Raw genomic sequence first — 14607 nt, 5'->3', positions numbered from 1 at the left:
GCCGCGGCTCCCGCGGCGGGCACCACCCCGGCCTACCTCGCGCCGACGTGCAGCGCGAGCGCCGTGCCCGCACCGAGGGTGTGGGTGAACCGGCCGTTCGAGTCGACCGTCACGCGCACGCAGCCGGTCTCCTGCACGTTGCAGTAGCTCCCGGCGGGCAGGGCGGTCTGGAACGTCCTGGTGACCGCGAAGGTCTCCCGGTTGATCGCGACGAAGCCCTTGCTGCCGCGCCCGAACGCGATCAGGTCGTACCCGTTGTCCTGCCAGTTGTTCACGTCGGTGCCGGCCACGGTGTTGCGGAACGCCACCATGTTCGCGATCTGCGTCCACGCGTGCTGGCACTTCCAGCCGCCGTTGTAGCAGGCCCAGTCACCGGGCGGGCCCGCGTCCTTGTCGCTGAACTCGTAGCCGGAGTAGACCTGCGGGGCGCCGTAGTTCCACGCCAGCATGAACACGTTCGCCAGTGTGTAGGTCGAGTTGTCCTTGTAGGTCAACGTCGACCCGTTGCGCTCGGTGTCCCAGTTGTCCACGAACGGCCGGGCCTGGCCGCTGGGCAGGAAGCCCCACGACTGGCCGAACGTGCGCAGGTAGGCCAGGTTCTCGTTGGTGAAGATCCGCTTCAGGTCGTAGGCGTAGCGGAACTCGTCCACGTCACCGGACCCGGTGTACTCGCCCGGCTGCACCGCCTCACCGGCGCCGTAGATGACCTCGTGCACCCAGAACACGTTCGGGTTGGTCAGCTTCGACTTGATCGCGGACAGGTCGGCGGCCGCGATGTGCTTGGCCGCGTCGATGCGGAACCCGTCCACGCCCATCGCGATGAGCCGGTTGAGGTACCCGGCGATGGCGCCGCGCACGTAGTCGCTGCCGGTGTTCAGGTCGGACAGTCCGACCAGCTCGCAGTTCTGGACGTTGGAGCGGTCCTGGTAGTTGCTGATCGGCGAGCGGCACGAGTGGAAGTCCCAGTCGCTGTACACGCCGGGGTAGTTGTACTTCGAGTAGCCGGTGCCGCCGGTGCCGGTGCCGGAGCCCGCGCTCATGTGGTTGACCACCGCGTCGGCGATGACCTTGACGCCCGCGCTGTGGCAGGCCGAGATCATGTTCCTGAACGCGTTCTCGTCGCCGAGTCGTCCGGCGATGCGGTAGCTGACCGGCTGGTAGGTGGTCCACCACTGGGGACCCTGGACGTGCTCGGTGGCGGGGGACACCTCCACGTACCCGTAGCCCTTGGGGCCCAGCACGGTCGTGCACTCCGAGGCCACGCGGGCGAACGGCCACTGGAACAGGGTGACGGTGACGTCCCTGTTGCCCGGCGGTGCCGCAAAACTTTGCACCGGTGCGAACAGCGTCACGGCCAGCACGGCCGTGACCAGGACGCGAAGAGCCGAGGAAACCACGTTGTCTCCTAGGTTGCAGGGGTTCCCCATGGTCGTACCAGGCCGACCCGTGCACCGGGAAGCGTTGCAAGAACTTTCTCCGCGAATTCGTCCGCGAAGCGCACGGACTAGTCCTGTGTGGTCGAAGTGGCCGCCGCGATCAGGGCGATCAGCTGGCGGCGGAAGTGCTCGTAGTCGTCGACCGCGCCGAGCAGCGCGTCGGACTCGCGTTCCTCCCGGCGGGCGGCGGCCAGCGCGCGGCGACCGGCGGGGGTGATCTTCACCGACGTGCGCCTGCGGTCGGTGGGGTCCTGGCTGCGCACGACGTGGCCGCCGCGGCCGAGGTGCTCGATCGTGCGGCTCATCGTCTGGTCGGTGACCCGGCACAGCACGGCCAGCTCGCGCTGCGAGCGCGGCCCGTCGGCGAGGTGGTGCAGCGTGATCATCCCGGCGTGGGTGAGGCCGCGGCCGGCGAGGAAGTCGTCGAACCGCTTCTCGACGACGCGGGCCGCGACCGAGAGGAGCCTGCCGGTCGGCCAGGAGGCGACGTCCGCGCCCACCTGGTCCGGGCGGTGCGCCACCGCCAGCTCGTCTCCCTCGGCCACGACCCCATCATCCCAGACCCGCCCGATCACCCCACGTCGGTCCCGAACGGCATGCCGGCGACCGGGTCACCGGCCGCGAGCGCCGCGGAGACGGCCGCGGCCGCCGGCGGGTAGGCCAGCTCGCCCAGACCGCCCAGCGGGGCGTTCGACTGCACGATCGTGACGTCGACGTCGGGTGTCTGCCCGATGCGCGCCCACCGGTAGTCGCCGAACGACGACTCCACGACGCGTCCTTCCCGGACGGTGATCTGCGCACCGAGCACAGTGGACACCGCGTCGACCACGCACCCCTCGACCTGCGCCCGCACACCGGACGGGTGCAGGACCACGCCGACGTCGACCGCGGCGTGCACGCGCAGCACCCGGCGCGACCCCGGTTCGGCCACGGCGACCACCGCGATCGCCGAGCCGTAGTCCTCGTGGCAGGCGACACCGCGGGCCGTGCCCGGTGCGGGCGGCTTCGCCCAGCGGGACCTCTCGGCGACGGTGTCGAGCAGCCGGTGCAACCGAGACCCCGCCGGCAGCAACGCCCTGCGCAGGGCGATCTGGTCGAGACCGGCCCGCGCGCCGAGCTCGCTGAGGAAGTTCTCCTCGGCGTAGAGGAACTGCCCGGCGTAGACCGCGCGCCAGAACCCGGTCCGCAGCGGCGCCGGCCGCACGCCGACCGCGATGTCACCGGGCACGGTGTACGGGAAGTGGTCGCCGCTCGCCTTGATCAGCGCCGGGTTGGCGAACATCGGCAGGACGGTCAACGGCCAGGTCACGACCTCGTGCGACCGCCGGGTGGGCAGGCCGTCGGGTCCGACGAGCGCGGTCATCCGGTGCACCGACATCGGCCGGTAGGAGTCGTTGCGCATGTCGTCGGCGCGGGTCCACAGCACCTGCACGGCCGCACCCACCTTCCGCGAGCAGGCCACGGCCTCCAGCACGGGGTCGGGTTCGATGCGCCGCCCGAACGCGCCGCCGGACGCCGTCGCCTCCACCCGCACGGACGTCGCGGGGATCGCGAGCTGGCGGGCCAGCTGCGTGCGGAGGCCGCCGGGGTCCTGCGTCGGTGCCCACACCGTCAGCCCGTCCGGGCGGACGTGCGCGGTGGCGTTCATCGGTTCCATCGGCGCGTGCGCGAGCAACGGCATCCGGTAGACGCGCTGCACGCCGTCGATCGGGCTTTGCGCGGGGAGGGCGGCCTCCAGGTCGGCGAGCCACGCGCGGCTGTCCGCCGCGGGGGTGCCGCCGCGCCACGTGACCCGCAGCGCGTCCCGGCCGCGCAACGCCTGGTGGGTCGACTTCGCCACGACCGCCACACCGCCCTGGCCCTCGGCGGGTGCGGTCAGCGTCAGCACGTCGACCACGCCCGGCAGCGCGCGGGCCGCGGTGTCGTCGACCGCGTCCGGCACCGCGCCGAGCCACGGCGGGCGCAGCACGACCGCGACGAACCCGCCGGCCGGCCGGGCGTCGATGCCGTACCGGGTGCGACCGGTGACGATGTCGCGGGCGTCCACGCGGCCACCGCGGGTCTTGCCCAGCAGCCGCCACTCCTCCGGCGGCGTGAGCTCGACCGGCACCGTGGCGGGGTCGAGTGCGGCGGCGGCGCGGACGAGGGCCCGGTAGGCGAGCCGGCCCCGGCGTGGATGGCGCACGGTGCCGTCCTTCGCCGTGCACTCGGCGACCGGCACCTTCCAGCGCTGCGCCGCGGCCGTGACCAGCAGGCAGCGCGCGGTCGCGGCGGCCGTGCGGATCGGCGTGGCGAGCTGGCGCACCGACGACGAGTTCGCCACGGCCTGCGAGCCGAACCGTTCCGTGTCGCCGTGCGCCTGCTCCAACGTGATGTCGTCGGCGTCGACCGCGAGCTCTTCGGCGACCATCAGCGCGACGACCGTGCGTACGCCTTGGCCCGTGTCCGGCCGTGGCACCGTGGCCGTGATCCGGCCTTTGTCGTCCAGTCGCACGAAGACGGTGGGCACCAGGCCCGTGGCGCCTTCGGAGCTCTCCTGCGCGAGTGCCGGCACCGGCACCGCCACGACGAGTGCTCCCGCTCCCGCACCGCGCAGGAGGGTCCGCCTGCTGATCACCGGTCCTCCTCGCGGATGAGCCGGCTCGCCCGGCGCACCGCCGCGCGGATGCGCGGGTAGCTGCCGCAGCGGCAGACGTTGTCGCGCAAGGCCTCCTCGATCGCCGCGTCGTCCGGGTCGGGGTTCTTCGCGAGCAGTGCCGCCGCGGCCATCACCTGACCCGGCTGGCAGTAGCCGCACTGGGCGACGTCGAGCTCGCGCCACGCCCGTTGCACGGGGTGGTCGCCGTCGCGGGAGAGCCCTTCGATGGTGGTGATCCGCGTTCTCGTGCTGTCGGCGGTCGTGCGCACGCACGGCCGTGCCGCCTCACCGTCCACATGGGACGTGCAGGCGCCGCACAGACCGACCCCGCACCCGTACTTGACCCCTGTCAACCCCAGTTCGTCACGCAACACCCACAGCAGGGGAGTGTCACCCTCGACGTCGACCTCGTGCCGTTCACCGTTGACGCGCAACAGATATCGGGCCACCGCGCTGCCTCCCGAGTTGCTCAGTGCGCTGAACATATCACGACGAACCGTGCATAATGCTCAGCATGCTGAACGATGTGCGGCGCTCCTCCCGAGGGGTGCTGGTGTGGGGTGTGGCGGCGAGTGCGCTGCTCACGGGCCTGGTGTGGCTGCTGGGTCAGCGGCTGCACGGGGTCGAGCTGCTGCCCGACCGGGGTGCGTCCTGGTACTACTGGAAGCTGCCCGACCCCACCTCCTGGACCAGGGCGTCCGCCTGGCTGGGCTACGCGGCGCACCAGCTGGTGTCGTGGTGGCTCATCCACTTCGCGCAGACCAGGGTGCGGCGCTACACCGACGGCCTGCACCGGATCAACGTGATCGCGCTGGCCGCGAACGGCGGGTTCATCGCGCTGCACGCGGTGCAGACGCAGCTGTTCTACGACGGCCTGGCGCAGGACGTGTCGATCTTCAGCTCGCAGGGTTCCGTCGTGCTGCTGCTGGTCTGGGTGCTGCTGATGGAGAACCGCCGCCGCGGCCTGGCGCTCACCTGGTCGGCGCCGATCTCCGCGCAGGTGGTGTCGTTCGCCCGCCGCTACCACGGCTACCTGTTCAGCTGGGCCGCGATCTACACCTTCTGGTACCACCCGATGGAGTCGACCAGCGGGCACCTCATCGGCTTCTTCTACATGTTCCTGCTGCTGGTGCAGAGCAGCCTGATGTTCAGCCGCGCTCACACGAACCGGTGGTGGACGCTCACCCTCGAACTGATGGTCGCGATCCACGGCACACTGGTCGCGGTGATGAACTCGGGGCCGGACGGGGTGTGGCCGATGTTCCTGTTCGGGTTCGTGGCGATCTTCGTGCTCACCCAGATGCACGGCGTAGGGTTGAGCGCCCGCACCCGCTGGTGGATCGGCGGGACGTTCGTGGTGGCGGCGCTCGCGGTGTACTCGTGGCGCGGGCTCGACCGGATCGACGAGGTGGTGCGGATTCCGTTGATCGAGTACCTGCTGGTGGGGGTGCTGGCGCTGCTGATCTGGGCCGGCGTCCGCGCGGCCGCGCTGGTCCGGTCGTGACCTGGGCGCGGCGGCTGGCCGGGACCGCCTGCCTGGTGGTGCCGCTGGTGCTCCTGGTCGCGGGCTGGGGTCCGCTGACGGCGGGGCACCCGGCGCAGCCGGTGCTGCTCGGCGCGGTGGCCGTGGTGGGCGGCGGGCTCGCGCTGTGGCGGAAGGTGCCGTCGTGGCTCGTGGTGGTGCTCGCCGTGGTGCTGGTCGCGCCCGCCGTGTACCTGCAGCCGTTCGCGGCCACGCGGGTGGAGGACGACGCCGCGGTGCTGCGGCCGGACGGTGCCGTGCGCGCCGGGCTGGTGTTCCACCCCGGTGCCCGCGTCGACTACCGCGCCTACCTGCCGTTGCTCAAACGCGTTGCGGCACAGGGGTTCCTCGTGGTGGTCGTGCGCGAGCCGCTGAACATGGCGTTGCTGGCCGGTGACACGGCACCGGTGCGCGCCGCCCACCCCGAGGTGCCGGTGTGGGCGGTCGGCGGGCACTCGCTGGGCGGTGTGGCCGCCGGACGGGACGTGCTCGCCGACAGCTCGGTGCGCGGCCTGGTGCTGTGGGCGTCGTACCCGGTCGGCGACCTGTCCGGGCGGACAGGGCTGACGGCGTGGTCGATCTCGGGGGAGCGGGACGGGTTCACCACCCCGCAGGACGTCGCCGACTCGCGGCGGCGGCTGCCGGCGGACACCCGGTTCGAGGTCGTGCCGGGCGCCGTGCACGCGTTCTTCGGCGACTACGGCGACCAGCCCGGCGACGGGACGCCGACGGTGCCGAGGGACCAGGCGCAGGACCGGATCGTCGCGGCCACGGTGGCTGCGCTCGCCGCCATGTGAGCTCCGGCCGGCCGGGGCAATGGTGCGGGTCCACGGCGGACGGCGGCACGAGGTGGTGGCCGCGCACGTGGTGCGCTCGTCCTGCCGGGTCTTCACTGGGGTCGTCATGTCCCTGCCTGCACCGACGGAGGCGAACACATGCGACTCGGGAACGTGTTCCTGGCACTCGCGGCGGCCACCGGCCTGGCCGCCGCGTCCCTGTCGATCTCGCTGGCGGCGGTCCCCGCGCCGCAACCGGGCACCCTCGCCCGCTACGACGTCACCGGCACGTACGTCAGCGGGTTGTCGTCCGGCGGTTTCATGGCCAACCAGCTGCACGTGGCCTACTCCGGGGTGTTCCAGGGCGCGGGCATCTTCTCCGCGGGCCCCTACGACTGCGCCCAGAACAACCTCACCACCGCGCTGAACGCGTGCATGGACACCTACCAGCCGCGCAAGACGCCCGCCGAGCTGGAACAGCTGACCAGGACCCGTGCGTCGGCGGGCACGGTCGACCCGCCCGCGAACCTGTCCGGCGACCCGGTGTGGCTGTTCCACGGCAGCGCCGACCAGACCGTCGCCCGCGCGGTGAACGACGACCTGGCCACCTACTACCGCGATTTCGGTGCGAGGGTGGCGTACGACAACACCTCCGCCGCCGGGCACGCGTGGGTCAGCCCGATCGGACCGAACAGCTGCGGCTCGACGGCCTCGCCGTACGTCAACAACTGCGGCACCGCGGACCCGGTGCGCGAGATGCTCGGACACCTGTTCGGGTCGGTGGCCGCGCCCGCGTCGTCGCTGACCGGCAAGCTCGTGCAGTTCGACCAGGGCCGGTACGCGCCCGGCGGGAACGCGGCGGCGATCAGCCTGGGCCGTGACGGGTTCGCGTACGTGCCGCGGGCGTGTGAAACGGGGCCGTGCAAGCTGATGGTCACCCTGCACGGCTGCTACCAGTACCACGGGCTCGTCGGGAACGCGTTGATGGACAAGGGCTACCTCAACGAGTACGCCGACACCAACCGCATGATCGTGCTGTACCCGCAGGCCACCACGATGACCGGCAACCCGCGGGGGTGCTGGGACTGGTGGGGCTACCAGTCCGCGTCGTACCCGCTGAAGTCCGGTCCGCAGATGGCCGCCGTCGTGGCGATGGTGAAGGCGCTGACCAGCGGGCAGACGCCGACCACGACCACCACCACGTCACCCGGGTCGGAGTGCGTCACCGCGAGCAACTACGCGCACACCACCGCCGGCCGCGCTTACGCGAACCTGGGACAGACCTACGCGCTGGGCTCCAACCAGGCGCTCGGGCTGTGGAACACGTTCGTCACCAGCAGCGTCCGGCAGAGCGCGCCGAACTACTGGGTGAAGTGCTGACACGTCGCCGTGAAGGGTGGAAAGCGCTTACCGAAAGAAGCCGTTCGCGCGGTGCGTTGGCCCGTTTCCGCCCTTGACCCCTCTCCGGTCCGGTGCTGTCATGAAGCACGGCAGGTTTCTGGGAGCGCTCCCAGAAAACGGACTTCGAGGGAGAAGACGTGCTCAGCAGCGTTGGTGTGCGCGTGGGTGCCGTGGCGGCGGCTCTCGGTGTGGTGGCAGGGGGTGTCGCGGCGGCGGGACTGGCCGTGGCGGCCCCCGGCTGCAAAGTCGACTACGTGGTGCAGAACCGGTGGCAGGGCGGGTTCTCGGCGAACGTGACGATCACGAACCTGGGCGACCCGGTGACCGGGTGGAGCCTGGCGTGGACGTTCCCCGGTTCCGAGCGCTACGGCGAGGGCTGGAACGCGCGGTTCACGGCGTCCGGCGCGAGCGTAACGGCGTCCGATGTGGACTGGAACGGCGCTGTGCCCACCGGTGGCACGGCGTCGTTCGGGTTCAACGGCACGGTGTCCGGCTCGGAGGTGGGCACGCCGGAGTCGTTCTCCTTGAACGGCGTGGTGTGCACGGGCGGCGTGGGGCCGACGACGACCACGACGACGACCACGACCACCACTCCCGCACCCGAGCCCGGTGACCCCACCGGCCGCAAGCAGGTCGAGCGGCTGGACCGCGGTGTCGTGAGCGTCCGTTCGGGCAGCGGCAACCTGGTCAGCTGGCGGCTGCTCGCCGGCGACGCGCGCGACACCGGGTTCCACGTGTACCGCGGTGGCACCAGGCTCACCTCGGCACCGGTCACGGCGTCCACGAACTACCTCGACGCCGGTGGCCCGGCGGGCGCGTCCTACACCGTGCGCGCGGTCGCCGGCGGCGTGGAGCAACCCGCGTCCCCGGCGTCGCTGTCGTTCGCCCAAGGCTACCTCGACGTGCCGATCTCCGCGCCGGCCGGCGGGTACAGCGCGAACGACGCCAGCGTGGGCGACGCCGACGGCGACGGCCGGTACGAGATCTTCCTGAAGTGGTACCCGGACAACGCGAAGGACAACTCGCAGGCCGGCGTCACCGGGAACACGTTCATCGACGCCTACCGCCTCGACGGCACCCGGTTGTGGCGCATCGACCTGGGCCGCAACATCCGTTCCGGCGCGCACTACACCCAGTTCCAGGTGTACGACTACGACGGCGACGGCCGTGCCGAGATCGCGATGAAGACCGCGGACGGCACCCGTGACGGCCGCGGCACGGTCATCGGCAACGCCTCCGCCGACTACCGCAACAGCGACGGCTACGTGCTGAGCGGCCCCGAGTTCCTGACGATGTTCAACGGCCTCACCGGTGCCGCGGTGTCCACCGTGAGCTACGACCCGCCGCGCGGCACCGTGTCCTCGTGGGGCGACAGCTACGGCAACCGCGTCGACCGCTTCCTCGCGGGCACCGCCTACCTCGACGGTGCCCGCCCGTCACTCATCATGGCCCGCGGCTACTACACCCGTTCGGTGATCGCCGCCTGGGACTTCCGCGGCGGCCAGCTCGTGAAGCGCTGGACGTTCGACTCGAACAGCAACACCGCCTACGCGGGCCAGGGCAACCACTCGCTGACCATCGGCGACGTGGACGCCGACGGCCGCGACGAGATCGTCTACGGCGCGGCGGTCGTGGACGACACCGGCCGCGGCCTCTGGAACACCCGCTTCGGCCACGGCGACGCCGCCCACCTCGGCGACCTCGACCCGTCCCGCCCCGGCCTCGAGTACTACAAGGTCTCCGAGGACGCCAGCAAACCCGCGTCCTGGTTCGCCGACGCCCGCACCGGCCAGGTCCTCTGGCAGACCCCGGCCGCCGGCGACAACGGCCGCGGCGTCTCCGGCGACATCCACCCCGGCAGCCCCGGTGCCGAGTCCTGGTCCAGCGCCGACAGCCAGCTCCGCGACACCAGGGGCCAGGCCGTCGGCCGCAAACCGTCCTCGGCGAACTTCCTGCTGTGGTGGGACGGTGACCCCACCCGCGAGCTCCTCGACGGCACGCACGTCGACAAGTACGGCACCTCCGCCGACACCCGCCTGCTCACCGCGGCCGACGTGCACTCCAACAACGGCACCAAGTCCACCCCGTCGCTCTCCGGCGACATCCTCGGTGACTGGCGCGAAGAGGTCATCTGGCCCACGACCGACAACCGCGCGCTCCGCATCTACAGCACGCCGGCGCAAACCGACCGCCGCATCCCGACGCTGATGCACGACCCGATGTACCGCGTCGCCATCGCGTGGCAGAACACGGCTTACAACCAGCCCCCGCACCCGAGCTTCCACATCGGTGCCGGCATGGCCACCCCGCCGTGGCCGGACGTGCACTACGCGGGCTGAAGGGGTTTGAGCACAAGGCATTCCCACGACGTCGCACCCTGAGTGGTGCGCGTGGAGTCCACGACCCGGCGCTCCCGCCGGACCGCACCGAGGATGGCGCGGGACCGGCGGGAGCCCAGGAACATGGACACGATCACCACACCGTCGGGCGTGAGCGCCCGCTCGTACCGTTCGAGCGCCGCCAGCGGATCGGTGAGGTAGTACAGGCTCTCGTTGAACACGATCACGTCGAACTTCCCGTCCGGCGTGTGCGTGTCCGCGTCGGCGGCCCGGAACTCCGTGCGCTCGTCCACCCGCTGCGCCAGCCTCCGCACGGCCACCTCGGAGATGTCGAGCCCGACGTACCGCTCGTACCCGTGCGGCAGCCACCGGCTGTGCAGCACCCCTTCACCGCACCCGACGTCGAGCACACTGCCACCCGGCGCGAAGAACGTCCCATACCCGACGATCACCGCGTAGTGCGCCTGCTCGCCCAGCCCCGCCAGGTGGTCCCACTCGCCCCTGGCGTACTGCGCGTCCCACGCGGCCCGCTCCCGGGGCGTGTCCCCCTTGGCCTCCCGCGCCTCGAAGTCGCGGACGAACCGCTCGACGCGGTCGTGGCCGGGGAACCGCCGCCCGTAACCGGCGGTGTAGTAGCCCGTGCGCAGCAGCCGACCAACACGACTCATCGGGCAAAGCTAGCAAACCGGACACGACGCCGGGAGTGTCGATTTCCGCGCCCGTGCCTTGGTCGGTCGAACTCCATCGCTTCCCGCGGCCGGAACGTTTCGCCTTCCGCTGACCACTTTTTGTCCCCAAATTTCAGCTAACGCCGAGCGTGCGCCGAACGACGAGAGGTCCGAACGGGTGAGCGGAGGAAATGCGGGTGTGCGCGGTGATCGGGTCCGATCCGGACCGGCTCGACCGGTTGGCGTCGACGCTGCTCGCGTGCGCCGACCGGGTGGACGACGTCCGCTCCGAGCTCGCGGTCGTGCTCCTCGGTTCGCCTTGGCGCGGCCACGACGCCGCAGGGGACTGGTACCCCTCGGACTCCGAGGACGACCCCGGCAGGAGCACCCCGGTCAGTCCCGGCGAGGCGTGCGCCCGCGTCGGCGAGCTGTTCCCGGACGTGGTGGGAGCACGGTGATCCGGACGGGGCTGACCACGCACCCCGGCGTGGTGCGGACGGTCAACGAGGACGACGCCGTCGCGGGCAGGCAGGTGTTCGCCGTGGCCGACGGGGTCGGCGGGCACGCGGCCGGCGAGGTCGCGAGCGGGCTCGTGGTCGCGCGGCTGCGGGAGCTCGACGGGCTGGAGCTGCCGGGGGTGGAGGACGTGCGGGCGACGCTGGCCGCCGCCGGCCGGTCGCTGGTGGAGGCCGAGCACGGCGGGATGACGACGGTCGCGGGGCTCGCGCTGGTCGCGTTCTCCGGGCAGCCGCACTGGGTCGTGTTCAACGTCGGCGACTCGCGGGTCTACCGCCTCGACGGCGCGGGGCTGACGCAGCTCACCGTCGACCACTCCGAGGCGCAGGAGCTCGTGGCGGCCGGGGTGCTGACCGCGGACGAGGTCAGGACCTACCCCCGTCGGCACGTCGTCACCAGGGTGCTCGGCAGCACCGGCGCCGGTGACCCGGACCTGTGGGTGTTCCCGCCGCGGGCCGGTGAGCGGTTCCTGATCTGCACGGACGGGCTGACCGGCGAGCTCGCGGACGACGAGCTGGACGAGGTGCTGCGGCTGCACGCCGACGCGGCCGGTGCCGCGGCGGACCTCGTCGACCGCGCCGTCGCCGCCGGGGCCCGCGACAACGTCACCGCGCTGGTGGTCGACTACACCGAGGCGGTCGCGTCCAGCTGCGACACGGCACCGCGGGGTCCGCGATGACCGCTGTCGAGTACGTGCCGGGCACGTGGACCGCCGTGGCGGGGGAGCGGACGTGGCTCCTGCTGTCCGTGGCACCCGGCTCCGACCTGGTCCGCCGCTGCTGGGAGCTGGTGCGCGCGGACGAGCCGCTGGACGAGGTGCTCGCCGCGATCGTGCACGAGGGGTTCCGCGCGGTGAGCGGGTTCGCGCTCGTCCGCGTGACCGCGACCGAACAGCGCGCCGTGGTGCGCGGCGAGGTCCAGCTGCAGGCCGTCACCGGGTCCGGTGCCGTCGAGGAGATCACCGCGACCGGTGTCGCGACGTGGGTGGACCGCGGCCTGGACGACGTGGCCCTGCTGCGGGTCACCGCCGGTCCGGGAGGCACCGCGCTGCCGTTGCGCGGGGGCGTGGTCCTCGCGGGTGAGCTCGTCGTGACGCTGTCCGACGCCGCCGCAGCTCTGCCGCCGCAACCGGCCCCGCAGACCGAGGTCGTCGAGCACACCGTTGTGCGCCAGGAAGAACCGGTCGACCTGCCCGTCGTCCGCGACCACGTCGCACCACCGCCGGTGCCCGCGCTCGCCCGGACCGGTGGCGTGATCCAGTCGTTCGACTGGGCGCCCCGGGTCGCCGCGGCGCCACCCGCCGAGCCGGTGACGCACACGGTGCTGCGCACGAACGCCACGTCCCCCGGCGACACCCGGATGCTGCACGCGGGGAACCACCGGGTGCGGGCGCGGCGGTGCCCGTCGGGACACCTCAGCTCGGACTACGCGGTGCACTGCCGGGTGTGCGAGGTCCTGCTGCCCGACCAGGTCGCCATCGTGCTGGACAGGCCCGTGCTGGGCCTGCTGCGGATGTCCACCGGCGACACGATCGCGCTCGACCGGGACGTGGTGGTGGGCCGCGACCCCGGTGGTGACCGCAGGCACGCGAACCTCGTGCAGGTCGGCAGCGAGACCGACGCGGAGATCTCGCGGACCCACGTCGAGGTGCGGCTGGAGGGCTGGGACGTGCTGGTGCGCGACCTCGGTTCCACCAACGGCACCACGATCTCCCGCCCCGGCTGCCCGCCGGAGCAGCTGGCCCCGCACATCGAGCAGTTCCTCACCCCCGGGACCAGGGTGTCGCTGAGCGAGCAGGTCTTCTTCACGTTCGAGGTGGGCGGATGACGCTGGGACCACCGGCGATCCCGGACTTCGAGTACCGCGGTGACATCGGTGCGGGCGGCTTCGCGACGGTGCACCGCTACTACGACGGCAAGCTCAAGGACGACGTCGCGGTCAAGGTGCCGCAGACGACCGGCCTGTCCGACGAGGTGCGCGAGCGGTTCCTCGCCGAGGGCGAGTCGATGGCGAAGCTGCGCAAGCACCGCAACGTCGTCACGGTGTACGGCACCGGCACCGCGGTGGACGGGCGCCCGTACCTGGTGATGGAGTACTGCCCCGGCGGCGACCTGGCGAAGATGGCGAGCCGGATGCCGTTGTCGGTCAAGCAGGTCCTCGACATCGGGGTGCAGATCGCGGGCGCGCTGGAGACGGCGCACGGGCGCGGGATGCTGCACCGCGACATCAAGCCGGCCAACGTGCTCATGAACGAGTCCGGCGACGCGTGCCTGACCGACTTCGGCATCGCGGGCCGGCTCGCGGACCGCGGCCGGGAGACGCAGGTGGCGCTGTCGCCGCCGTGGTCGGCGCCCGAGCTGTTCGGCGTGGACGCCGTGGCGAGGTACGGCGTGCGCACCGAGGTGTTCTCTTTCGCCGCGACGCTGTGGCACCTCCTCGTGGGACGGTCGCCGTTCATGCCGCTCGGCACCGACCACTCGGTCGAGGCGGTCCAGCACCGGATCGTGAGCGGGTGGCGGCCGGACCAGCTGGCCGCACCCGACGAGCTCCGGCGGTTGTTGTTGCGCGCCATGGACCAGGACCCGGCGGCACGGCCGGGTTCCCTGCTCGACTTCGCCGCCGAGCTGCAGCGGATCCAGGTGACGTACCGGTTCGGCCGGACCGAACTGGTGCTGATGCCCGGCACCGTGCCGGAGCGGCACCCGGTGCGCACGGCCGGCGTCCCGTCGTTCGCGCCGCCTGCTCCGCGCACCGCGCCGCCGACCCGGCAACGGGTGCCGCCGACGGCGCCCCGCGCCCCGCACACCCTGGTGCGGCAGGGAAACCCGCAGCTGGCGACGATCGTCCGCGAGCCCGCCTCCGCACCGCGGCTGACACCGGCGGAGCACGTGGAACGGGTGCGCTGGCCGCTGTACGCCGCCGGTGCCGCCGCGGCGGTCGCGATCATCGGTGTGGGCGTGTTCCTGTTGTCCGGCGGGGAGGAACCCGCGACCGGACCGGCGCCGGCCACCGTCGTCGACGACGTCCCCGACCAGAACGCGGGCGCGGGCAGCGCCCCGCCGGGCCGTCCGGTGATCACCGCGACGCGCGTGGACGCGGGAACAGTCCGGTTCGAGTGGAGCTACTCGGCCCAGCAGGCCACGGACACGTTCTCCTGGCGCACGTCCGACGGTGCCCGCACCGGTGTGGAGAAGGCGCCGAAGGTGGTCGTCGAGGGCGCGAACCCCGTGTGCCTCCAGGTGAAAGTAGTGCGCGCGGACGGCAGCAACGCGACCGCCGACTGGTCGCAGGAGAGCTGCGGATAATTCTCC

At 72.1% G+C, this 14607-nt stretch carries 13 protein-coding genes; 8 read left to right on the top strand and 5 right to left on the bottom strand.

The annotated features are described in order from the left end of the window. Positions 1-32: 32 nt before the first annotated feature. The 4 genes from ACZ7CF_RS03590 to ACZ7CF_RS03575 all read right to left on the bottom strand — a co-directional run bounded on the left by ACZ7CF_RS03590 (position 33) and on the right by ACZ7CF_RS03575 (position 4523). Positions 33-1397, bottom strand: a complete 1365-nt coding sequence (locus tag ACZ7CF_RS03590; RefSeq protein WP_470368713.1) for an alpha-amylase — start codon at positions 1395-1397, stop codon at positions 33-35. Between the two features lie 107 nt (positions 1398-1504). Next, a complete protein-coding gene (locus ACZ7CF_RS03585; RefSeq protein WP_360401573.1) occupies positions 1505-1981 on the bottom strand; it encodes a MarR family winged helix-turn-helix transcriptional regulator in 477 nt (158 codons plus the stop codon). A gap of 26 nt (positions 1982-2007) precedes the next feature. Beyond that, positions 2008-4053 carry a xanthine dehydrogenase family protein molybdopterin-binding subunit gene (locus ACZ7CF_RS03580; protein WP_470368712.1) on the bottom strand — a complete coding sequence of 682 codons (2046 nt, stop codon included), beginning with the start codon at positions 4051-4053 and terminating at the stop codon, positions 2008-2010. Next, complete coding sequence (locus ACZ7CF_RS03575) at positions 4050-4523, bottom strand: (2Fe-2S)-binding protein (RefSeq protein WP_360401579.1); 474 nt, start codon at positions 4521-4523, stop codon at positions 4050-4052. The genes ACZ7CF_RS03580 and ACZ7CF_RS03575 overlap by 4 nt, the downstream gene beginning before the upstream one ends. 65 nt (positions 4524-4588) lie before the next feature. On the opposite strand from ACZ7CF_RS03575, the gene ACZ7CF_RS03570 reads away from it, so the two are divergent. The 4 genes from ACZ7CF_RS03570 (at position 4589) to ACZ7CF_RS03555 (ending at position 10112) form a co-directional block, all read left to right on the top strand. Further along, a complete protein-coding gene (locus tag ACZ7CF_RS03570; RefSeq protein ID WP_470368711.1) occupies positions 4589-5578 on the top strand; it encodes a hypothetical protein in 990 nt (329 codons plus the stop codon). Further along, positions 5575-6393 carry an alpha/beta hydrolase gene (locus tag ACZ7CF_RS03565; RefSeq protein ID WP_360401585.1) on the top strand — a complete coding sequence of 273 codons (819 nt, stop codon included), beginning with the start codon at positions 5575-5577 and terminating at the stop codon, positions 6391-6393. Before ACZ7CF_RS03570 ends, ACZ7CF_RS03565 begins: the two co-directional genes overlap by 4 nt. Before the next feature lie 138 nt (positions 6394-6531). Further along, positions 6532-7752: an extracellular catalytic domain type 2 short-chain-length polyhydroxyalkanoate depolymerase gene (locus tag ACZ7CF_RS03560; RefSeq protein WP_360401588.1), complete on the top strand. Its 1221-nt coding sequence runs from the start codon at positions 6532-6534 to the stop codon at positions 7750-7752. Positions 7753-7910: 158 nt separating this feature from the next. Beyond that, positions 7911-10112 carry a rhamnogalacturonan lyase family protein gene (locus tag ACZ7CF_RS03555; protein WP_470368710.1) on the top strand — a complete coding sequence of 734 codons (2202 nt, stop codon included), beginning with the start codon at positions 7911-7913 and terminating at the stop codon, positions 10110-10112. On the opposite strand, the gene ACZ7CF_RS03550 is transcribed toward ACZ7CF_RS03555, so the two are convergent. Further along, the gene (locus ACZ7CF_RS03550; RefSeq protein ID WP_470368709.1) at positions 10100-10780 is read right to left on the bottom strand and encodes a class I SAM-dependent methyltransferase; all 681 of its coding nucleotides are present in this window, start codon (positions 10778-10780) and stop codon (positions 10100-10102) included. The two genes, ACZ7CF_RS03555 and ACZ7CF_RS03550, sit on opposite strands and share 13 nt — an antisense overlap. A 206-nt stretch (positions 10781-10986) precedes the next feature. On the opposite strand from ACZ7CF_RS03550, the gene ACZ7CF_RS03545 reads away from it, so the two are divergent. Genes ACZ7CF_RS03545 through ACZ7CF_RS03530 form a run of 4 tightly spaced genes read left to right on the top strand, consistent with a single transcriptional unit; the run spans position 10987 to position 14601 of the window. Beyond that, positions 10987-11238, top strand: coding sequence for a hypothetical protein (locus ACZ7CF_RS03545; protein ID WP_470368708.1), 252 nt, complete (start codon positions 10987-10989; stop codon positions 11236-11238). Continuing rightward, positions 11235-11975, top strand: coding sequence for a PP2C family protein-serine/threonine phosphatase (locus tag ACZ7CF_RS03540; protein WP_360401600.1), 741 nt, complete (start codon positions 11235-11237; stop codon positions 11973-11975). Before ACZ7CF_RS03545 ends, ACZ7CF_RS03540 begins: the two co-directional genes overlap by 4 nt. Then, positions 11972-13123, top strand: a complete 1152-nt coding sequence (locus ACZ7CF_RS03535; protein WP_470368707.1) for an FHA domain-containing protein — start codon at positions 11972-11974, stop codon at positions 13121-13123. Before ACZ7CF_RS03540 ends, ACZ7CF_RS03535 begins: the two co-directional genes overlap by 4 nt. Further along, complete coding sequence (locus ACZ7CF_RS03530; RefSeq protein WP_470368706.1) at positions 13120-14601, top strand: serine/threonine-protein kinase; 1482 nt, start codon at positions 13120-13122, stop codon at positions 14599-14601. The genes ACZ7CF_RS03535 and ACZ7CF_RS03530 overlap by 4 nt, the downstream gene beginning before the upstream one ends. The last annotated feature ends 6 nt before the right edge of the window (positions 14602-14607 follow it).

Source organism: Lentzea sp. NPDC036955, from assembly GCF_055608005.1.
The sequence above is the reverse complement of the archived record's forward strand: the minus strand, read 5'-3'. Positions and strand labels throughout refer to the sequence as shown.

Coding starts and splice junctions, on each gene's coding strand:
- ACZ7CF_RS03570 (WP_470368711.1), top strand. CDS start 4,589: ATGCTGAACGATGTGCGGCGCTCCTCCCGAGGGGTGCTGGTGTGGGGT.
- ACZ7CF_RS03560 (WP_360401588.1), top strand. CDS start 6,532: ATGCGACTCGGGAACGTGTTCCTGGCACTCGCGGCGGCCACCGGCCTG.
- ACZ7CF_RS03550 (WP_470368709.1), bottom strand. CDS start 10,780: ATGAGTCGTGTTGGTCGGCTGCTGCGCACGGGCTACTACACCGCCGGT.
- ACZ7CF_RS03535 (WP_470368707.1), top strand. CDS start 11,972: ATGACCGCTGTCGAGTACGTGCCGGGCACGTGGACCGCCGTGGCGGGG.
- ACZ7CF_RS03530 (WP_470368706.1), top strand. CDS start 13,120: ATGACGCTGGGACCACCGGCGATCCCGGACTTCGAGTACCGCGGTGAC.